This is a genomic window from Collimonas sp. OK607 (genome assembly GCF_900111995.1).
Lineage (GTDB): Bacteria > Pseudomonadota > Gammaproteobacteria > Burkholderiales > Burkholderiaceae_D > Collimonas.
In genome coordinates this window covers 1-20,946 of record NZ_FOKF01000021.1, presented here as the reverse complement: position 1 = coordinate 20,946, position 20,946 = coordinate 1, and the positions used below count along the sequence as shown (strand labels likewise).

The window sequence follows — 20,946 nt, the reverse complement described above, 5'->3', positions numbered from 1 at the left end:
CACCGTAAAGCCGACGCCATGACCGTTCGTGAAATCCTGAAAATGGGCGACCCCCGCCTGTTGCGCCAAGCAGAACCTGTCACCGCGTTCAATACGCCGGAACTGGAGGTGCTGATCGCTGACATGTTCGATACGATGCATGCAGCCAACGGCGCCGGTTTGGCGGCGCCGCAGATCGGCGTCAATCTGCAGGTGGTGATCTTCGGTTTCAAGAATAACGTCCGCTACCCGGATGCACCGGCAGTGCCGGAGACCGTGCTGATCAATCCGGTGTTGACCCCGTTATCGGACGAAGTTGAAGATGGCTGGGAAGGTTGCCTGTCAGTGCCTGGCATGCGCGGCGTGGTGCCACGCTGGACGCGCTTGCATTATGAAGGCTTCGATCAGTCTGGTGCGCGCATCAGCCGCGACGTCGATGATTTCCATGCGCGCGTGGTGCAGCATGAAACCGATCACTTGAATGGCATCCTGTATCCGATGCGGATCAAGGACTTCACCCGCTTCGGTTTTACCGAAGTATTGTTCCCCGAGCTGGATCCCAATCACGACGATTAAGCGGCGTGGTGCGGGCATGCTGACGGGTTGGCATGGGTCGGCACAATATATAATTGCAAAATAACAAGCTGCGTAGGGTGGGCACGCCTTGGTGCCCACGCGTGAACTCGTCCCACGTACATGCCCCCGGGGCCCGTACTCCGGTTGTTGCGGTCATGCGTGGGCACAAAGGCGTGCCCACCCTACAGTAATCTCTCCCATTTGCTTACTTCGGAAACTTGCCAATGCACCATGCGGTAGAAATGTTTATCCAGGATTTGGCCGTGATCATGTTGATCGCGGGTGTCGTCACGGTGCTGTTCAACCGTTTCAAGCAGCCGGTGGTGCTTGGTTATATCGTCGCAGGCGTCATCATCGGACCGCATACGCCACCATTTTCGCTGATCACGGATGAACGCACGATCCAGATCCTGGCGGAACTGGGCGTGATCTTCCTGCTGTTTTCACTGGGCCTGGAATTCAGCCTGAAGAAACTCGGCAAGGTTGGCGCCACTGCTTTTGTGGCGGCCCTGGCGGAAATTACGCTGATGCTGTGGATCGGCTACGAGATCGGTATTTATTTCGGCTGGAAGCAGATGGATGCGGTATTCCTCGGCGCCATGCTGTCGGTATCGTCCACGACCATCATCGTCAAGGCGCTCAACGAGCTGGGCATGAAGCGCGAGAAATTCGCGCAGCTGATTTTCGGCATCCTGATTGTCGAGGATGTGTTGGCGATCGGCATGATCGCGTTGTTATCCGGCGTGGCGACCAGCGGTTCGGTGGACGCCGGCGATGCCGCGGTCACCATCGGCAAGCTGGTGCTATTCATGATTGTTTCGCTGGTGGCAGGCATCCTGATCATCCCGCGCCTGCTCGACTACGTAGCAAAGTTCAAGAGCAAGGAAATGTTGCTGGTGACGGTGCTCGGCCTGTGTTTCGGCTTCTGTTTGCTAGTCATGAAAATGCAATACAGCGTGGCATTGGGCGCCTTCATTATCGGCGCCGTGATGGCCGAGTCGCGCCACCTGCATCAGATCGAACGCCTGATCGAACCGGTGCGCGACATGTTCAGCGCCATCTTTTTCGTGGCTATCGGCCTGTTGTTCAATCCTTCCATCCTGGCCCAATACTGGCTGCCGATCGGTGTGATTACGGTGGCTGTGGTGCTGGGCAAGGTCATCAGCTGCGGCCTGGCGACATTCCTGTCCGGCCATGACGGCCGCACTTCGATGCGGGTCGGCATGGGCCTGTCGCAGATCGGTGAGTTCTCTTTCATCATTGCGGCGCTGGGCGTCAGCTTGAAAGTCACCAGCGATTTCCTGTATCCGACCGTGGTAGCGGTATCTGCCGTGACCACTTTGCTGACACCGTACCTGATCAAGCTGGCCGATCCACTATCAAACCGCCTGGCGAAGGCCATGCCGGAGAAAGTGGCGTCGGTATTCGGCATGTATTCAACCTGGCTCGATAGCTTGCAACCGCAAGGCGACCGCGCCGAGTTGTCGCGCATTATTCGTCGCATCTTGATGCAGGTGGTGGTGAACCTGGCGCTGGTGGTGGCGATTTTTATCATCAGCGGCTATTTTGCCCAGACAGTCGGCAACAGCATGTCGGCGTGGGTGGCGGATGAGCAGATTCAGAATGCGATAGTGTGGGGCGGAGCCTTGCTGATTTCATTGCCTTTCCTGATCGCAACTTATCGCAAGTTGCATGCGCTAAGCATGTTGCTGGCGGAGATCAGCGTCAAGCCGGAATGGGCCGGTTCCCATAGCCATGCGGTGCGGCGCGTGATCGCCGAGGTAATTCCTGTGGTGTCTATCATCGGCATCATGTTGATGATCGCCGCGCTCAGCAGCCGGATCCTGCCGCCGACCAATCTGCTGATCCTGGTACTGGTTGGCGCGGCGGCACTGGTGCTGGTGTTGTGGCAACGTTTTGTGAAATTGCATTCGAAATTGCAGATTGCACTGCGTGAAACGATGGAACAGCAACCAGACGAAAATCATTAAAATGTGTGAATAGATGCATGAGTGACGGCTTTGTTTTTCAAATTCATCCCGCCGTTTGGTTAAAATAGCGTCTTTACCTCTTTTTCAAGATAAAGCCATGACTGCCATGACCCAGGACGAACTCAAACAAGCTGTTGCCCGTGAAGCAATCAAATACGTGGTGGATGGCCAGATTGTCGGCGTCGGCACCGGCTCTACCGCCAATTTCTTCATTGATGAACTAGCCAAGATCAAGCATCGGATCAAGGGCGCCGTGGCTTCATCGGAAGCGACTGCCGCGCGTCTGCGGGCGCATGACATCGAAGTCTACGACCTGAACCAGGTCGCGACCATGCCGGTCTACATCGACGGCGCCGACGAAATCACGGAGCAGGGCGCGATGATCAAAGGCGGCGGCGCCGCCCTGACGCGCGAAAAGATCGTTGCTTCGGTAGCTGAAAAATTCATCTGTATCGCCGATGGTTCCAAGCTGGTGAAGGTGCTCGGCAAGTTTCCGTTGCCGGTCGAAGTAATCCCGATGGCGCAGGCGGTGGTGGCGCGCAAACTGATCAAACTGGGCGGTGAGCCGCGTTTGCGTTTCAAGGATGGCAAGCCGCTGATTACCGACAATGGTTGCGTGATTATCGATATGGTCGACCTGAGAATCACTGATCCGGTGGAAATGGAACGGCAAATCAACCAGATCACCGGCGTGGTGACGGTCGGTTTGTTTGCAGAAAAGGGCGCTGACATTTGTCTGCTGGGAACGCCAGACGGCGTGAAGACCCTGACTTTCTGATTCTACGTAGGGTGGGCACGCCTTTGTGCCCACGCGGACCGCGATAACCGGAGTGCAGAAATTGGCATATACATGGGGTGAGTTCACGCGTGGGCACAAAGGCGTGCCCACCCTACATCCTTTCTTGTCAGCCGGCAGCCGTGTCGCGCTGCAATGACGCCATATCAATCACAAAGCGATATTTGACATCGCTCTTCAACATCCGCTCGTAAGCCTGGTTGATATCCTGGATCGCGATCATTTCGATATCCGAGACGATCCCGTGCTCTGCGCAGAAATCCAGCATTTCCTGGGTTTCCTTGATACCGCCGATCAGCGATCCGGCCAGGGTGCGCCGCTTCATGATCAGGTTGAACACGTTGGGCGACGGATGCGATTCGGCCGGCGCACCTACCAGCGTCATGGCGCCGTCGCGCTTCAGCAGATCCAGGAACGCATCCAGGTTGTGCGGCGCCGCCACGGTATTGAGGATGAAGTCAAAACTGTTGGCGTGTACCTCCATCTGCTTCGGAACCTTGGAAATCACGACTTCGTCGGCGCCCAGGCGCAACGCATCGTCGATCTTGTTCGGCGACGTAGTAAACAACACCACATGCGCACCCATCGCGTGGGCGATCTTCACGCCCATATGACCCAGCCCACCCAAACCGACGATACCGACCTTATGACCTTTACCGACTTTCCAATGCCGCAGCGGTGAATAAGTGGTGATGCCGGCGCACAGCAGCGGCGCCGCGCCAGCTGGATCAAGTTTGTCGGAAATGCGCAAGACAAATTTTTCGTCGACTACGATATTGTTGGCATAACCACCATAAGTCACGCCACCATTATGCTTATCCGGAGCGTTATAAGTGCCGGTAAAGCCATTTTCGCAATACTGCTCCAGCCCTTCGGCGCAACTCGGACAGTGCTGGCAGGAGTCGACCATACAGCCGACGCCGGCCAGATCGCCTGCCTTGAAGTGCCTGACGTGCTCGCCGACCTTGGTCACCCGGCCGACTATTTCATGCCCCGGCAGCGCCGGGTATACGGTGTTGTGCCACTCGTTACGTACGGTATGCAAATCGGAATGGCATACCCCGCAAAACAGTATCTCGATCTGGACATCGTGGGGCCCCGGTTGGCGGCGATCGAAACTGAACGGAGCAAGAGGTGTTTGCGCAGTCTGCGCGGCATATCCAACGGCTTTAAGCATGGCATTTCCCTTCTTGTGAGATGGAACGACGAACCGGTATCGGTCAATTGCTTAATTGATTAATTGATTGATCAATCGATGTTGATGCTGGGATGAAATATTTTTCGGCGATGCCCGATCAGTGCGTGCTGCCGATGCTTTTCACTATACGCTTAGTTGAATAACGCATATGCCAAGTCATAAATGTCATAAACGGCTGTTAAAAAACAACATAAATCAGCAACATCTATTAAATTTTCATTTCTTTTCAATAAATCATCAAAAATCAATGCAATTTTCTTGTAGATAGGTAATATCTACGCCGTTCAGCTTGTAACAATCAGTAACACCTGTAACACGCGTTGTGAAAATCTTCAGGCAGGACATCGGAATAAAATTATTTATATATTAACAAAGGGTAGAAATGAAAAAGACCGTATTCGCACTAGCCGCCCTCGGCCTGATCGGCGCTAATGCACAAGCACAAACCAACGTCACCATCTACGGCGTGGTTGATGCCAGCCTGACGTACACCAGCAAAGTCGGCCCGAAAAACAATAGCCGTTTCAGCGTCGATTCAGGCGATTTGTCGACTTCCCGTATCGGCTTCAAGGGATCGGAAGATCTGGGCGGCGGCTTGAAAGCGATTTTCCAACTGGAAAACGGTTTCAATGCTGACGACGGCTCTTTGGCCACTGCCAACACATTGTTTGATCGTAAATCGGTAGTCGGCCTGTCCGGCAGCTTCGGTACTGTCACCATCGGCCGTCAAACCGATTATCTGGAAGACATCGGTAACAAGTATACGTCGGTGCAGACATTCGGCGGTAACGGCGTCAAAGGCGGCCACTTCAACAATCTGGACCGCATTTCCGGCACCCGCACCAATAACTCGATTCGCTACGACAGCGCCAATTACAGCGGCTTCAACGGTAGCTTGTTCTACGGTTTCGGCGAAGTTGCAGGTCAAACCTCCGCTGGCCAGGCTTTCGGCCTGGGAGCGAACTATGCGAATGGTCCGTTCGGTATCGGCCTGGGTTACTTCCAGACTAAACTGGCGGCCGATGCGTTGCCGACCAAGGCCGGCGACACCGACCTGAAAACCTTCACCCTCGGCGCCAGCTACCAAGCCGGCCCGGCCAAGATCTATGGCGCATGGTCGCAAACAAAACGTCCATTGGCGACCGCATTGGCAGCTACCGGCCTGGTTAATATCACTACCGCGACCAAAGCCAATATCTTCGATCTGGGTGTGGATTATGCGCTGTCGGGTAACCTGCATCTGCTGGCAAGTGTGATTTACGACCGTGCCGATATCAGCCGTAAAACACTGGGCCCGACCAAGGGCAAGACGACTCAGTTGAACCTCGGGGTTGATTACTACTTGTCGAAACGCACTGACGTGTACGCGATGTACAGCAATCAGCGCGCCAACGACGTCGTCAATCCAGGCGTGATCAACGGTGCATACGCCAACTCACCAGCGGATGACAGCAGCCAGAACGTATTGCGCGTAGGCTTGCGTCACAAGTTCTGATTCTGGCAAAGGTTGGCAAGTAAGCAGTTAATAGCAAGCAGTAATAGCAAGTAGTACGGGGCGGGGCTTTGTTGCTCCGCCCGTAAGTCACTTCAGGCGAATACGCGCAGCACCAGCGTGTTGATCAAGGCGCCGCCGACGATCAGCCAGCCGAACAATACGGCCGCAAACATCAATGGCTTGATTCCTGCAGTGCGCAGCGAAGAGAATTGGGTCGATATGCCTAGCGCTGCCATCGCCATTGCCAGCAAGGCGTTGTCCACATCGTTGATATGCGACACCAGCGTGCCCGGCAACAGGTTCATCGAATTGAACGCTACGACGGCGACAAAACCAAATGCAAACCATGGAATGGCCAAGCCGCCGGCGCCACGCTTGATAGTGCCGTCCGCTTTTTCATTCTTTGCCGTGGTTGTTTTCTTAGCGCCTTTCTTTGAAATATAAGCGGAGAGAAGCATCAGGAACGGCGCCAGCATCATCACTCTCACCATCTTGGCGATTACTGCGGTATTGGCTGCATCGGGGCTGATTGCGCGGGCTGCAGCCACCACTTGCGCGACTTCATGCACCGTGGATCCGGTATAGATGCCAAAGGCCAGCGGCGAGGCTGCCAGGAAATGCCAGTGCAGATTGAGCTGGTACAGCAGCGGATAAAGAAATATCGCCAGCGAACCGAATACCACCACGGTTGCCACCGCCACTGTTACCTGTGCCGGCTGCGCCCGCAGCACCGGCTCGGTTGCCATCACCGCAGCAGCGCCGCAAATCGAGCTGCCGGCGCCGATCAGCATGGCGGTTTCGCGATCGAGCTTGAATACGCGCGTGCCAAGCAGTACTGCAATGCTAAAGGTCGAGCACAAGACCAAGGCATCGATCAATACGCCGCTCAGTCCGACATGGCCGATATCCTGGAATGTCAGCCGGAAACCGTACAAGATTATCCCTAGCCGAAGCAAGTTTTGTTTGGAAAAATTTACGCCGGGTGTGCAGGGCGGAGCGATCCGCCGATAACCCAGGTTACCGACCAGCATGCCGATCACGATGGCGAGAGTCAATGCGCTGAAGCCATGCGCCTGCAGCCAGTCTATCCTGATCGCAGCAATCGCTACGGCGGCAATCAGTGCGCTCAAGGCCAGTCCGGCCAGTCGCGAGGGTTGGGCTATCGATGGACTTGCTGTGGCTGTCAGCGTCGAGGAAGATGTGTTCATTTGAGGACTTCCAATCGTATGCGGCACGATGCCGCTATGGAAATCACTATAACGATTTGATATCTAAAAGAAAAACGGATTAATTTTGTATAATCTACCTGTTATGTAGGTAGATTGGTATCTAGGTAGATAAGCATCTGCAGACAATCATTGCTATTTATCCCATACGGAGGCCGGCCACGATGCGTCTCACCATCAGACAATTGCAGATATTCCTGGCTGTCGCCCATTCCGGCAGCACGACAGCCGCGGCAGAACAAGTCGCACTGTCGCAATCGGCAACCAGCGCCGCCTTGAACGAGCTTGAAAACCTGCTGGATTGCCGTTTATTCGATCGCGTCGGCAAGCGCCTTATCCTCAACGATAACGGCCGCCTGCTATTGCCGCAGGCGGGGCAGGTGGTAGATGCCGCCAAGACCATAGAACAGCAATTCCTGACGCCAGGCATGGCGCAGGGCGGCGGCTTGCAAATCGGCTCCAGCACCACGATCGGCAGTTATCTGCTGCCATCGATGATTGCGGCTTACCGTCAGCAGCACAGTGAACTGCAAGTGCGGGTGACGATTGCCAACACGGCCGATATCGTCGCCGCAGTGGTCAATTTTGAAGTCGATGTCGGCCTGATTGAAGGCCCGACCCATGCTGCAGATCTGCAGGTAGAGCCGTGGATGGTCGATGAGTTGCTGATTGTCGCCTCGCCGCAGCATCCGTTGGCCGGAGGCGAAAAGAAAGTCGGCGTGACGCAGTTGCGCGAAGCCGAGTGGCTGCTGCGCGAGCCGGGCTCCGGCACGCGTGAAGCGGTCGAGCAGGTCTTGTTGCCGCATCTGCATCATTTACGGCAAAGCTATGAATTCGGCAATTCGGAAGCCATCAAACACGCCACTGCAGCCGGTCTTGGCGTCAGTTGCCTGTCGCATGCGGTGGTGGCGGATTTCCTGCAAAGCGGGCGGCTAGTTGAACTGAAGACATCATTGCCGAGATTGCACAGGCACTTCTACCTGATTCACAGCAAGCACAAAATGCTGTCGCTGCGGCTGATGCAGTTCCTGGCTTACTGCCGTAGCTGGTCCTGAAAATATCGGCCAAATCAGCCAAATTCACCTTGTGCAACATCTCACAGCTATACGATTGATATCAAAATGGATATCGGTTGTGATAAAAAAGTGATTAGTAAGACCAGCCAAGTGTTTTTACACTGGCATCGGTATTTATTCTCTTGTGATTGATGGCGGAAAGGCTTCCGTGGAATTTTCCCCTTCACTATTTTGATATTGAAAAAGATATCGAAATCACGAAAAAATTCATTTGTTTGATATCACTGATGTTCGTAAGATGGCGAGGAGATTCAGCGGTAGAAGGTCTGTATTGGGTCCATATTGATGGTTGCATGTCTGCAATATGAGTAATATGCAGTCACCAGCCATTCGACAACCGGTCACATGAGTACTAATTAAGTCAATTAAAGCAAGCGCTTCACAATGTTCTGACCCAAGATCAAAATAACTAAAGGAGACAAGCTGTGAGAATGATTAAAACGACGATTGTTGGATTGATGATTGGCGTGTTCGGCCTGGTGTCCCAGGCTGGTGCGCAGGAGAAGGGCCCGATCGGCATTTCGATGCCGACTAAATCATCCGCGCGCTGGATTGCCGACGGCGACAACATGGTCAAGGTATTCAAGGAAAAAGGTTACAAGACCGATCTGCAGTATGCCGAGGACGACATCCCGAACCAGCTGGCGCAGATCGAAAACATGATTACCAAAGGCGTCAAGGTCTTGGTGATCGCCGCGATTGACGGCACGACATTGTCGAATGCTCTGCAAAAAGCCGCCGACAAAGGCGTCAAGGTCATTGCCTACGATCGCCTGATCCGCAACTCCAAGAACGTCGACTACTACGCTACCTTCGACAATTTCCAGGTCGGTGTCCTGCAAGCCGGCTATATCGAAAAAGCGCTGGACCTGAAGGGTGGCAAGGGTCCGTTCAATATCGAACTGTTTGGCGGTTCGGCTGACGATAACAATGCCTTCTTCTTCTACAACGGCGCGATGTCGGTACTGCAGCCGTATATCGACAAAGGCAAGCTGGTAGTGCGCAGCAAACAGACTGGCATGGACAAGGTTTCGACCTTGCGCTGGGATGGCGCGGTAGCCCAGGCTCGCATGGATAACCTGCTTAGCGCTTACTACGGCAACGCCCATGTGGACGCAGTGCTGTCGCCGTATGACGGCATCAGCATCGGCATCCTGTCGTCGCTCAAAGGCGTAGGCTACGGCACACCGAAGTCGCCGATGCCAGTGGTGACCGGGCAGGACGCCGAAGTCCCTTCCGTGAAATCCATCGTGCGCGGCGAACAGCGCCAGACTGTGTTCAAGGACACACGTGAACTGGCCAAGGTGACGGTCGGCATGGTTGACGCCATGCTGAGCGGAAAAGCGCCTGCCATCAACGATACCAAGACCTATAACAATGGCGTCAAGATCGTGCCTTCCTACCTGTTGAAGCCAGTCAGCGTCGATGTCTCCAACTGGAAGCCAGTACTGGTCGGCAGCGGCTATTACACCGAAGCCCAGATCAAATAAGTGACGGCTGACCGTAGCAATACGTAGCGATAAAGAGTCTTGTTTGGCCGGACCTTGCAATGTGCACGAATGCATTGCAAGGTCCCGGAGTCAGGCGCTGGCGAAGGTTTGAGGTAAGCGAGGTAACAACAGATGGAAACCATCCTGGAAATGCGCGGGATCGGGAAGACATTCCCGGGAGTAAAAGCATTAGACAATGTCAACCTGGCGGTCCGTAACGGCGAAATCCACGCCGTGGTCGGCGAAAACGGCGCCGGAAAATCCACCTTGATGAAAGTGCTGAGCGGTGTCTATCCGCACGGGTCCTACACCGGCGAGATTCATTTCGAAGGGAAGGCGCGGCAGTTTGACGGCATCGCAGACAGCGAAGAAATCGGCATCATCATCATCCACCAGGAACTGGCGCTGGTGCCCCTGCTGTCGATTACAGAGAATATTTTCCTCGGCAACGAGCAAGCCGTGAACGGTGTGATCGACTGGGAACTTTCATACGCCAAGACCAAGGAACTGCTAGCTAAAGTCGGCCTGAAGGAATCGCCCAGCACGCTGATCACCAACCTGGGAGTCGGCAAGCAACAGCTGATTGAAATCGCCAAGGCGCTGTCGAAACAGGTCAAGCTGCTGATCCTCGATGAACCTACCGCGAGCCTGAATGAAAGCGACAGCGACGCCTTGCTGGATTTGCTGCTGGAGCTCAAGGCGCAGGGCATTTCCTCGATCCTGATTTCGCACAAACTCAATGAAATTTCCAAAGTCGCGGATTCGATCACGATCCTGCGCGACGGCTCCACGGTCGATACGCTGGACTGCCACAAGGAAGTGATCAGCGAAGACCGCATCATCCAGAACATGGTCGGACGCGAAATGGCGGATCGCTATCCTAAGCGCACCCCGAATATTGGCGAGACCATTTTCGAAGTCAGGCAATGGCAGGTACATCACCCGATACATCCGGAACGCCAGGTCATCAAGGGCGTCGATTTCCATGTCAGGAAAGGCGAGATCGTCGGTATTGCCGGCTTGATGGGCGCCGGCCGCACCGAACTGGCGATGAGCATTTTCGGCCGTGCCTACGGCCAGCGCATCAGCGGCAAGGTATTTTTGCGCGGTAAGGAAATCGACGTCAGCACGGTGCAAAAAGCCATCGACAACGGCATCGCCTATGTCACCGAAGACCGCAAAGGCTACGGCCTGATCCTGGACCAGGACATCAAGAAGAATATTACGCTTGCCAACCTCGACGGCGTGGCCGACAGGAGCGTGATCGACGAAGGGCGCGAGTATTCGGTCGCAGCAGATTACCGGCGCCAGCTGAAGATCCGCTGCTCGAACGTATTCCAGAAAGTGCTGAACCTGTCCGGCGGCAACCAGCAGAAAGTAGTGCTCAGCAAATGGCTGTTTTCCAACCCCGATGTGCTGATCCTGGACGAACCGACGCGCGGCATCGACGTCGGCGCCAAGTACGAGATCTATACCATCATCGACCAGCTGGCCAGGGAAGGGAAATGCATCATCATGATTTCATCGGAAATGCCAGAGCTGCTGGGCATGTGCGACCGTACCTATGTCATGAACGAGGGGAAATTTGTCGGCGAACTGACGGCCGCGGAAGCATCCCAGGAAAAAATCATGCGCGCAATAGTACGGAATGTGAAGAACGGAGAGAACTGAAATGAACAACGATATCATCGCGCCGGCAACCAGCGAAAACCGGCCCCAGCCCGCAGCCGGACAAAAGGAATACAGCGGCTTCCTGAAAAACAACATGCGCGAATACGGCATGCTCATGTCGTTGATCGCGATCATGGCGTTTTTCCAGTACATGACCAACGGCACCCTGATGGAGCCGCTGAACCTGACCAACCTGGTGCTGCAGAACAGCTACATCGTCATCATGGCGCTGGGCATGCTGATGGTGATCGTGGCCGGCCATATCGATTTGTCGGTGGGATCGGTGGTCGGTTTCATCGGTGCGCTGGCGGCAGTGCTGATCGTCAACCTGCACGTGAATTTTGTACTGGCCAGCATCCTGTGCATCCTGGCGGGAGGCGTGATCGGCGCGGCGCAGGGATATTGGGTGGCGTTTTTCAAGATTCCTTCATTCATCGTCACCCTGGCCGGCATGCTGGTGTTCAAGGGCCTGACGCTGGCGCTGCTGCAAGGGCAATCGATAGGGCCGTTCCCTGACGATTTCCAGATGCTGAGCTCGGGTTTCATCCCCGATATTTTCAGCGCCGCCGATTTGCGCATCACTTCCTTGCTGGTAGGCGTGGTGGTTGCCGCTATCATGATTTTCGTCAAAGTCCGCGCCCGCAACAAGCAAACCAAGCATGGCATGGAAGACGAGCCTTATGTGTTCTTCATCTTGAAGAACGCGGTGTTTGCCGCCGTCATCATTTTCTTCAGTTACTTGCTGGCGTCTTATAAAGGCATGCCGAACGTACTGATCATCATGTTCCTGCTGATGGTGGTGTACACCTTTATCGCCAACCGGACCACCATCGGCCGCCGCATCTATGCAGTCGGCGGTAACGAGAAGGCGGCCAAGCTGTCCGGTATCAAGACATCGCGCGTATCGTTTTACACCTTCATCAATATGGGCATGCTGGCTGCGCTGGCGGGTTTGATTTTTGCAGCGCGCCTCAATACAGCCACGCCTAAAGCCGGTACCGGCTTTGAACTGGATGTGATCGCAGCTTGCTTCATCGGTGGCGCTTCGGCATCGGGCGGCGTCGGCAAGGTGATGGGAGCGGTGATCGGTGCGTTCGTGATGGGTGTGATGAACAACGGCATGTCGATCATGGGTATCGGTATCGATTATCAACAGGTGATCAAGGGCCTGGTGTTGCTGGCCGCAGTATTTGTCGACGTCTACAACAAGAACAAATAGAACCACTGCAATGCCGCTGCGGATGACTGATCCGCAGCTGGCGATTTTCCAGATTTAATTTTTGTACAGTACTTCGTGAATGGGGGAGTCACAGAAGTGCTGATTTTTTGTGCCAGGCTAGGCGCAAACCGGAGTGATAGCGGGACTATCGCGAGGATTTGCAACGACGCCTGGTGCAAAAAGGCAGCGCTTATGGGGCTTCATCATTTGCGAAGCACTGTACCAACTGGCATCTGCCCCGGTGCGGAAGGATGCCGCCCAGACAATTCAAAAGGAAGCCAAAGATGACTGTCGATAAAAAACGCCCGCTCCGTTCCGCCGAATGGTTTGGCAGCAACGACAAGAACGGCATGATGTACCGCAGCTGGATGAAGAACCAGGGAATTCCCGATCATGAATTCCAGGGCAAGCCGATCATCGGCATCTGCAATACCTGGTCCGAGCTGACACCATGCAACGCGCACTTCCGCAAGATTGCCGAACATGTCAAACGTGGCATTTATGAAGCGGGCGGATTCCCGGTGGAATTTCCAGTGTTTTCCAACGGCGAATCGAATTTGCGGCCAACCGCCATGCTGACCCGTAATCTCGCCAGCATGGATGTGGAAGAATCGATACGCGGCAATCCGATGGACGCGGTGGTGCTGTTGGTCGGCTGCGATAAGACCACGCCGGCGTTGCTGATGGGCGCGGCCAGCTGCGATATCCCGGCGATTGTGGTCACCGGCGGCCCGATGCTGAACGGTAAGCACGAAGGCAAGGATCTCGGTTCCGGCACCGCTGTCTGGCAACTGAGCGAGGCCGTCAAAGGCGGCCAGATCACCATGCATCAATTCCTGGCGGCCGAATCCGGCATGTCGCGCTCGGCCGGTACCTGCAACACCATGGGCACGGCTTCCACCATGGCGTGCATGGCCGAGGCGCTGGGTACTTCCTTGCCGCACAATGCGGCGATTCCCGCAGTGGATGCGCGCCGTTATGTGTTGGCGCACATGTCGGGCATGCGGATTGTCGACATGGTGTGGGAAGACTTGCGGTTGTCGAAAATACTGACGCGCGCCGCATTTGAAAACGCCATCCGTGTCAACGCCGCGATCGGTGGTTCGACTAATGCGGTAATTCATTTGAAGGCGATCGCCGCCCGTATCGGCGTCCCGCTCGAATTGGAAGACTGGACAAAAATTGGTCGTGGCACGCCGACACTGGTCGATTTGCAGCCGTCCGGCCGCTTCCTGATGGAAGAGTTCTATTACGCAGGTGGTTTGCCAGGCGTGCTGCGCCGCCTGGGCGAAGCCGGGTTGTTGCCGCACAAGGATGCCTTGACGGTGAACGGTAAATCCCTCTGGGAGAATAACCAGGACGCGCCAATCTACAACGACGAAGTAATCCGTGTCATCGACAAGCCTTTGATTGCTGATGGCGGCATCTGCATCTTGCGCGGCAACCTGGCGCCGCGCGGTGCGGTACTCAAACCATCCGCCGCCTCGCCGGAACTGATGAAGCATCGCGGTAAGGCGGTAGTGTTCGAAGATTTTGCGCATTACAAGGAACGTATCAACGATCCGGAACTGGATGTCGATGCCAGCTCAGTGCTGGTGATGAAAAATTGCGGACCGAAAGGTTATCCCGGCATGGCCGAAGTCGGCAACATGGGCTTGCCGCCGAAGTTGCTGGCGCAGGGCATCAAAGACATGGTGCGGATTTCCGATGCCCGCATGAGCGGCACAGCTTACGGTACTGTGGTCCTGCACGTGGCGCCGGAAGCGGCTGCCGGCGGACCGCTGGGAATTGTGCAGGACGGCGACTGGATCGAACTGGATTGCGAAGCAGGGCGTTTGCACCTGGATATCAGCGATGCCGAAATGGCACAGCGCCAGACAGCAAGAGCCATAGTGAACGCGGAAACCGTGACCGCACACAGCGGGTACCAGCGCTTGTATATCGATCGGGTATTGCAAGCCGACGAAGGCTGCGATTTCGATTTCCTGGTCGGTTGCCGTGGTTCGGCAGTGCCAAAACATTCTCACTAATTGCAATCGTAGGGTGGGCACGCTTTTGTGCCCATGCTGTTTTGATATCCGCGTGGGCACAAAAGCGTGCCCACCCTACAAAACCGGAGAAACACATGCTGTTGGTTCAATTCAAGCAAGCCGACGGACAGCGTCGGATCGGGGTACTGGAAGATGAAGGCCGTAACATCCATGTAGTGGAAGGCTATGCCTCAACCTATCAGCTGGCGCAAGCAGCGATTGCTGCCAGCAGTTCGTTGCAAAGCCTGGCTAGTGCCGGACTGGGAGCTGTCGTTCTGGATTATGCTGAAGTTGCTAAAGCCGGCCGTTTGCTGCCTCCGCTGGATCACAGCGACAGCGCCCATTGCTACGTCACAGGCACCGGCCTTACCCATCTGGGCAGTGCCGACGGCCGCGACGCCATGCATAAGAAAATCAGCGATGTCGATACCCTGACCGACAGCATGAAAATGTTCCGCATGGGCCTGGAAGGCGGCAAGCCGCAGCCCGGCCAGACCGGAGTGCAGCCGGAATGGTTTTACAAGGGCGACGGCAGTATCGTCTGCGCCGGTGAGCAGCCGTTGACGATGCCGCAATTTGCGCTGGATGGCGGTGAAGAGCCCGAGATTGCCGCGCTATATGTGATTGCCGCAGACGGCACGCCATGCCGGCTCGGCTTCGCGATTGGTAATGAGTTTTCCGATCATGTCACCGAACGTCAGAACTATCTGTATCTGGCGCACTCCAAACTACGGGTTTGCGCTGTCGGCCCAGCTTTGCTGCTAGGCGATTTGCCGCCGCATGTGGAAGGCATGTCGCGTATTCGCGGCGTCAACGGCGAGGTGCGTTGGGAAAAGCCGTTTGTCAGCGGCGAAGATAACATGTCGCATACGGTTGCCAACCTGGAGTACCACCACTTCAAATACCCGCTGTTCCGACGCCCTGGCGATGTGCATATCCATTTCTTCGGCACTGCGACCTTGAGTTGCTCGGACGGCATCCAGGTAGCCCCCGGAGAAACCTTCGAGATCGACGTGGCTGCGTTCGGGCCGCCGTTGCGTAACCGGCTCGCAGTAGAGACTTTGACGACACCGCAGATTCGCCCGCTGTGATTCGGAATTTCTGACCGCCGCCATATTATTGTTAGGAAAAGCATGGACATCACAGGTGAATCGCTGATCGGCGCTTCTCATATCAAAGGCGGAGGAACCGCCTTTTTTGCATTCAATCCCGCCACAGCCAGCGAACTACAACCAGCATTCCATACTGCAGGCAAAGCCGAAGTCGACTGCGCTTGCGAGTTGGCCCGGATCGCTTTGGATCCCTATCGGAATACCGACCCGGAGACGCGCGCCCGCTTCCTGGAAAGTATCGCTGAAAATATCCTGGCGCTTGGCGATCAGCTGATAGAGCGTGCGATGAGTGAAAGCGGTTTGCCGCGCGCCAGGCTGGAAGGCGAACGCGGCCGCACCGTGGGCCAGCTCAAGTTATTTGCCGAGGTGCTGCGCGAAGGATCATGGCAGGACGCACGGATCGACCCCGCACTTCCGGATCGCCAACCTTTTCCACGCGTCGATTTACGTCTGCGCATGATTGCATTGGGACCGGTTGCGGTGTTCGGCGCCAGTAATTTCCCCTTGGCGTTTTCAGTCGCCGGCGGTGATACCGCCGCGGCGTTGGCGGCAGGTTGCCCGGTTGTGGTGAAAGCCCATCCAGCCCATCCCGGAACCTCCGAGCTGGTCGGGCGGGCGGTCCAGAAAGCGGTATCGGCAGCAGGTTTTCCGGAAGGCGTATTTTCGCTGCTGACCGGTATCGGCAACGATCTTGGCATCGAACTGGTGCAGCATCCGGCGATACAGGCGGTCGGTTTCACCGGCTCGCGCCAGGGTGGCCTGGCATTGATGGCGGCAGCTGCCGCACGGCCACAACCGATCCCGGTGTATGCCGAAATGAGCAGCATCAATCCGGTATTCCTGTTGCCGCAGGCGCTGGCTGACAACGCTGAACCGCTGGCCACCGCTTTCGTCGATTCGCTGGTGCTGGGCGTTGGCCAGTTTTGCACCAATCCCGGCCTGGTGCTGGCATTGCAAGGTCCCGATCTGGAACGCTTCAGTGCGGCTGCCGCTGCGCAACTGGCGCAGCGTAATGCGGCGACCATGCTGACGGCTGGCATTCATCATGCGTATCAAAAAGGTGTCGGCCGTCTTGCTGCCAACTCCAGAGTACGCCACCTCAGCCAGGGCGTTGCCAGCGACGCGGCGGGTAGCGGTGTACCGGCATTGTTCAGTACCAGCGCCCAGGATTTCCTGGCCGATCCGCAATTGTCGGAAGAAATATTCGGGCCGGCTTCATTGCTGATCGCTTGCCGCGATATGGCTGAAATGCTTGCTGTCGCAGAACATCTGGAAGGGCAGCTGACCGCAACTTTGCAGATGACTGACGGCGATCACCAGGCCGTGCGCGGACTGTTGCCGATCCTTGAACGCAAGGTGGGGCGGATTCTGGCGAATGGCTTTCCGACTGGAGTTGAGGTGTCCTATTCCATGGTTCACGGCGGACCATTCCCGGCCACATCGGACAGTCGCGCGACGTCTGTGGGCACGGCTGCGATCCAGCGTTTTTTACGGCCGGTTTCGTATCAAAACATACCGCAGGATTTGCTGCCCGCAGCGATTCAGGACAGTAATCCCCTGGCGATCAGGCAGCGTATTAATGGCCAGTTGAGTAACAAATAAAGTAGCAAGCAAGCTAAGCGAATTTTCTACGCATCACATCGAACAGGAGTTGATATGCCGGTAGTAAACGATATGGCAGAAGCGCAGCTGGCGCGTTTCCCCAGCCTGAAAGACAAGAACGTATTCATCACCGGCGGCGGCAGCGGTATCGGCGCGGCGATTGTCAGCGCGTTTGCGGAACAAGGCGCGCGCGTGGCTTTCGTCGATATCGAAAAGGAAGCCAGCGAGGCTTTGTGTGAAAGCCTGGCCGCAACTGGTCTCGTCAAGCCGCTATTTCGCCATTGCGATATCCGTGACATTGCAGCGTTGCAGGCGACCATACAAGGATTGGCGCAAGAGTTGGGTGCATTCGATGTGCTGGTCAATAATGCCGCCAACGACCAGCGCCATCAGCTGGCAGAAGTGACCGTCGATTATTGGGACGACCGGATTGCAATCAATCAGCGCCCGATGTTCTTTACCTGCCAGGCAGTCGCACCGGGCATGCAAAAAAAAGGCGGCGGATCGATCATCAATCTCAGCTCGATCAGCTGGCATCTGTCGAACGGCGGTTATCCGGTGTACACCACGGCCAAGGCTGCCGTAGTCGGCCTGACACGCGGCCTGGCGCGCGACCTGGGGCCGCACAACATCCGCGTCAATACCGTGTCGCCGGGATGGGTGATGACCGAAAGGCAGGTCGCCTTATGGCTGGATGCCGCAGGCGAGGAAGACATCAAGCGCAACCAGTGCCTGCCCGGGAAACTGCAACCGTGGCATCTGGCGCGCATGGTCTTGTTCCTGGCCGCGGATGACAGTGCGATGTGCACTGCCCAGGAATTCATCGTCGATGCAGGTTGGGCTTGATTGCTCAGCTACGCGCATCCTTAGGTTTGTCACCTAGCGGCCAGTCATGTGATTTTCCAGGATAGACCGGTCTCGGCTGGTGGGTGAAAAATCCCGCTACATCGACCGCCTCCTGGTCCGTCAGGGTGCCGCCTTGACCCAGCGGCATGTTGTGCTTGACGAACGCTGCTGCCGTGTAGGTGCGGGCCATTCCGGCGCCGTCGTTGAAGGAGTTCGCTCCCCATAGCGGCGGGAAGGTGTAGCCGTGTTCGCCGTTTTTCATGCCGGATCCGTCTGCACCATGACAGCTGGCGCATTTATCTGCATACACCTGCTTGCCATGGTTTGGATCCGCCTTGAGTTTCTGGTCGACCGGTCCGAAACCTCGTCCCTTCACGCTGACGCCAGTGGGCACGCCGCTCGACAACCACTGCATGTATGCCAGGATATTCGTCATTTCCGCCGATGTATATGGCAGCGGCTTGCCATTCATCGAACGTTCAAAACAATCGTTGATCCGTTCCTGCAAGGAGATCAGCTTGCCGCTGCGCGAACGGTATTCCGGGAAAACTCCCCAGATGCCGACCCATGGTGACGCGTTCGCCGTAGCGCCGCCAGCCAGATGACAATTGGTGCAATTGAGGCCGTTCCCGACATTTTTTGGCAAGCGCTGATGGGTCTCGTTCATCAGTTTCCGGCCTTCCTGAATCGCGACTCCCCTGGGGCCGGCCGGAATGCTTGATTCCGGTGGCGCCTGGACCTCGGTCACGGCTGTCTGCGCGCCCGCATCACATACAAAGAAGGCGGCTGCGATAAAAGCCGAAAATCGGTATTTGGTTAATTTGGCTAACATTGATCATCCCCTTTTTCTGATTTTTATCGACTGTACCGAATCACGATGTTTATCGCCACTATCAGGGCGAACGTCTGTACTTTAGTAGATTTGCGCCGCCACGTCACGAATCGTTTGCTGCAGGATTTTCGCGCCCGGCGAAAGGATCTGCAAACGCCGGGTGATGATGCCGAAGCCATCCATCTTGCACGGCAGCTCGATCGGCAATATCGCCAACACATTCACCTGGACATAAAAGCGCGCCACTTCGGCCGGCATCACGTGCAGGAAATCGGTCTGCTGCAGCAGGCTGCTGATGACCAGGATCGCGGTGGTGTCGACCACGTTTGCGGGAGGCGCCAGGCCGTCCTTGTGAAACATCATGTCGACCCGATGGCGCAAGATGCTGCCCTTGGGCGGCAGGATCCAGCCGGCGTCGGCGATATCCTTCAGTTGCAGGTTCGTGACATGGCGCAAGGGGTGATCGACGCGCGCCACCGCGCATACCGGTTCGTCCGATAACTCTTCATATTCGAGATTGCGGTTATCGTCCTGATCCATGATGCGCGCCACCAGGAAATCCAGCGAGCCGCGCTGCAACCGTTCCAGCAAGATATTGCTGCTCTCGACCTCGACCCCGATCCGCAGCATCGGCGCCTGCTGCTTGAGCCGCGCGATCGCCGGCGGCAGCAGCACCATGCCGGGCGACAGGATCGCACCGACATTGACTTGTCCCGACAGGCCGGATTTCAGCGCCGTGATGTCGTCGTGCGCATGCGACAAACTGGTCAGCGCCATGCGTGAATGGCGGATCATGGCTTCGCCATAGATGGTCGGCCGCATGCCGCGCGGCAGACGCTCGAACAGCTGCACATCCAGCATGTCTTCCAGATCCTTGAGTTGCTTGGAGGCGGCCGGCTGCGTCATGTTGAGCGCTTCCGCTGCACGATGGATATTGCGCTCCTCATCCAGTGCTATCAGCAAGAGCAGCTGACGGGTTTTCAGGCGTGCGCGCAGAAACCAGTTGGTGTCGTTGGTAGGCATTGTTGTCTCGAAAGTTAATTTTTTTATACGTAGCTTGCTAGCTCCACTAATTTCGTCACCGTGGTGAAGCTCTCAAAATGATACCAAATTCAGTATTGATATGGCGCAAAAATTCATTGGATTGATATCACTGCAATCCTTACTATGAGGCCACATTCACGCTGGCCTGGCGCCGTCAAGCTTGCTTATCTAAGGGAGACAGTCCTGCAGTGGGTGAACTCATAATAATTTCAAGGAGACGCAAACATGATTTTTCCCAAAACTCTCGGCGCGCCGTCACGGTCGCTTGCAGCTATCGCGTTAGCCGGCTTGTTCGGCCTTGCCGCCGGTGCTGCACAAGCACAGACCAATGTCACAATTTACGGTCGCGTTGACGCTGGCGTCGATTATCAAACCAATGTTGCGCTGAAAGACGCCAACGGCAATCCCACCGGCCAGACTGGCAGCAAGCTGGCGGCATCCGGCAATCAGTGGGGCACCAGCATGATCGGCTTCAAGGGTACCGAAGATCTGGGTGGCGGATTGAGCGCCTTTTTCTTGTTGGAATCCGGTTTTGACGCCACCAACGGCAGCACCAACGGTAGCGCCTTGTTCAATCGGCGTTCTTATGTCGGCCTGAACGGTAGCGCCGGCTCGATCAAATTCGGTAAAAACCTGTTCATCGTCAATGACGTCTGGAATCTCGATCCTACCGGTCAGCAATTCATGAGTACGCAGAATCTGGTCAAGGGCCGCAACTGGCCGGGCGCCAATAACGTCATCGAATACCAGACGCCTACCTGGG

17 protein-coding genes are annotated in these 20,946 nt (G+C 55.9%); 13 read left to right on the top strand and 4 right to left on the bottom strand.

Annotated features, from left to right (window positions below; translation table 11 throughout):
- Window positions 1-18 precede the first annotated feature (18 nt).
- The 3 genes from def to rpiA all read left to right on the top strand — a co-directional run bounded on the left by def (window position 19) and on the right by rpiA (window position 3,324).
- On the top strand, window positions 19-555 hold the full coding sequence (def, locus tag BM029_RS15150) for a peptide deformylase (RefSeq protein ID WP_092437384.1): 537 nt from the start codon (window positions 19-21) through the stop codon (window positions 553-555).
- A 224-nt stretch (window positions 556-779) separates the two neighbouring features.
- The gene (locus BM029_RS15145; RefSeq protein ID WP_092437382.1) at window positions 780-2,546 is read left to right on the top strand and encodes a cation:proton antiporter; all 1,767 of its coding nucleotides are present in this window, start codon (window positions 780-782) and stop codon (window positions 2,544-2,546) included.
- Between the two features lie 106 nt (window positions 2,547-2,652).
- Window positions 2,653-3,324 carry a ribose-5-phosphate isomerase RpiA gene (gene rpiA, locus BM029_RS15140; protein WP_092416774.1) on the top strand — a complete coding sequence of 224 codons (672 nt, stop codon included), beginning with the start codon at window positions 2,653-2,655 and terminating at the stop codon, window positions 3,322-3,324.
- A 127-nt stretch (window positions 3,325-3,451) separates the two neighbouring features.
- Here the strand turns inward: rpiA and BM029_RS15135 are convergent, their stop codons facing one another.
- Window positions 3,452-4,519, bottom strand: coding sequence for an NAD(P)-dependent alcohol dehydrogenase (locus tag BM029_RS15135; RefSeq protein WP_092437380.1), 1,068 nt, complete (start codon window positions 4,517-4,519; stop codon window positions 3,452-3,454).
- Window positions 4,520-4,922: 403 nt separating this feature from the next.
- Here BM029_RS15135 and BM029_RS15130 point away from each other — a divergent pair, with 403 nt between their 5' ends.
- Window positions 4,923-6,035, top strand: a complete 1,113-nt coding sequence (locus tag BM029_RS15130; RefSeq protein ID WP_092437378.1) for a porin — start codon at window positions 4,923-4,925, stop codon at window positions 6,033-6,035.
- Between the two features lie 92 nt (window positions 6,036-6,127).
- Here the strand turns inward: BM029_RS15130 and BM029_RS15125 are convergent, their stop codons facing one another.
- Window positions 6,128-7,243: a YeiH family protein gene (locus tag BM029_RS15125; protein ID WP_092437376.1), complete on the bottom strand. Its 1,116-nt coding sequence runs from the start codon at window positions 7,241-7,243 to the stop codon at window positions 6,128-6,130.
- Window positions 7,244-7,425: 182 nt separating this feature from the next.
- Here BM029_RS15125 and BM029_RS15120 point away from each other — a divergent pair, with 182 nt between their 5' ends.
- The 8 genes from BM029_RS15120 (at window position 7,426) to BM029_RS15085 (ending at window position 18,307) form a co-directional block, all read left to right on the top strand.
- Window positions 7,426-8,316, top strand: a complete 891-nt coding sequence (locus BM029_RS15120; protein ID WP_092437374.1) for a LysR family transcriptional regulator — start codon at window positions 7,426-7,428, stop codon at window positions 8,314-8,316.
- A 452-nt stretch (window positions 8,317-8,768) separates the two neighbouring features.
- Complete coding sequence (gene chvE, locus BM029_RS15115; RefSeq protein WP_092437372.1) at window positions 8,769-9,827, top strand: multiple monosaccharide ABC transporter substrate-binding protein; 1,059 nt, start codon at window positions 8,769-8,771, stop codon at window positions 9,825-9,827.
- 132 nt (window positions 9,828-9,959) lie between these two features.
- On the top strand, window positions 9,960-11,498 hold the full coding sequence (gene mmsA, locus BM029_RS15110) for a multiple monosaccharide ABC transporter ATP-binding protein (protein ID WP_092437369.1): 1,539 nt from the start codon (window positions 9,960-9,962) through the stop codon (window positions 11,496-11,498).
- A 1-nt stretch (window position 11,499) separates the two neighbouring features.
- Entirely contained in the window at window positions 11,500-12,717 is a 1,218-nt protein-coding gene (gene mmsB, locus BM029_RS15105; protein WP_092437367.1) for a multiple monosaccharide ABC transporter permease, read from the top strand.
- 284 nt (window positions 12,718-13,001) lie between these two features.
- Window positions 13,002-14,747: an IlvD/Edd family dehydratase gene (locus BM029_RS15100; RefSeq protein ID WP_092437365.1), complete on the top strand. Its 1,746-nt coding sequence runs from the start codon at window positions 13,002-13,004 to the stop codon at window positions 14,745-14,747.
- 95 nt (window positions 14,748-14,842) lie between these two features.
- The gene (araD1, locus tag BM029_RS15095; protein WP_092437364.1) at window positions 14,843-15,838 is read left to right on the top strand and encodes an AraD1 family protein; all 996 of its coding nucleotides are present in this window, start codon (window positions 14,843-14,845) and stop codon (window positions 15,836-15,838) included.
- Between the two features lie 42 nt (window positions 15,839-15,880).
- Window positions 15,881-17,461: an aldehyde dehydrogenase (NADP(+)) gene (locus tag BM029_RS15090; RefSeq protein ID WP_092437362.1), complete on the top strand. Its 1,581-nt coding sequence runs from the start codon at window positions 15,881-15,883 to the stop codon at window positions 17,459-17,461.
- A 54-nt stretch (window positions 17,462-17,515) separates the two neighbouring features.
- A complete protein-coding gene (locus BM029_RS15085) occupies window positions 17,516-18,307 on the top strand; it encodes an SDR family NAD(P)-dependent oxidoreductase (protein ID WP_244545068.1) in 792 nt (263 codons plus the stop codon).
- A gap of 4 nt (window positions 18,308-18,311) precedes the next feature.
- On the opposite strand, the gene BM029_RS15080 is transcribed toward BM029_RS15085, so the two are convergent.
- Both BM029_RS15080 and BM029_RS15075 read right to left on the bottom strand, forming a co-directional pair.
- On the bottom strand, window positions 18,312-19,139 hold the full coding sequence (locus BM029_RS15080; RefSeq protein ID WP_092437360.1) for a c-type cytochrome: 828 nt from the start codon (window positions 19,137-19,139) through the stop codon (window positions 18,312-18,314).
- 81 nt (window positions 19,140-19,220) lie between these two features.
- Complete coding sequence (locus BM029_RS15075; protein WP_092437358.1) at window positions 19,221-20,162, bottom strand: LysR family transcriptional regulator; 942 nt, start codon at window positions 20,160-20,162, stop codon at window positions 19,221-19,223.
- Window positions 20,163-20,408: 246 nt separating this feature from the next.
- Between BM029_RS15075 and BM029_RS15070 the strand changes: the two genes are divergently transcribed.
- Window positions 20,409-20,946 (top strand): porin (locus BM029_RS15070; RefSeq protein WP_139217259.1); only part of this gene is annotated, 538 nt, incomplete at its 3' end.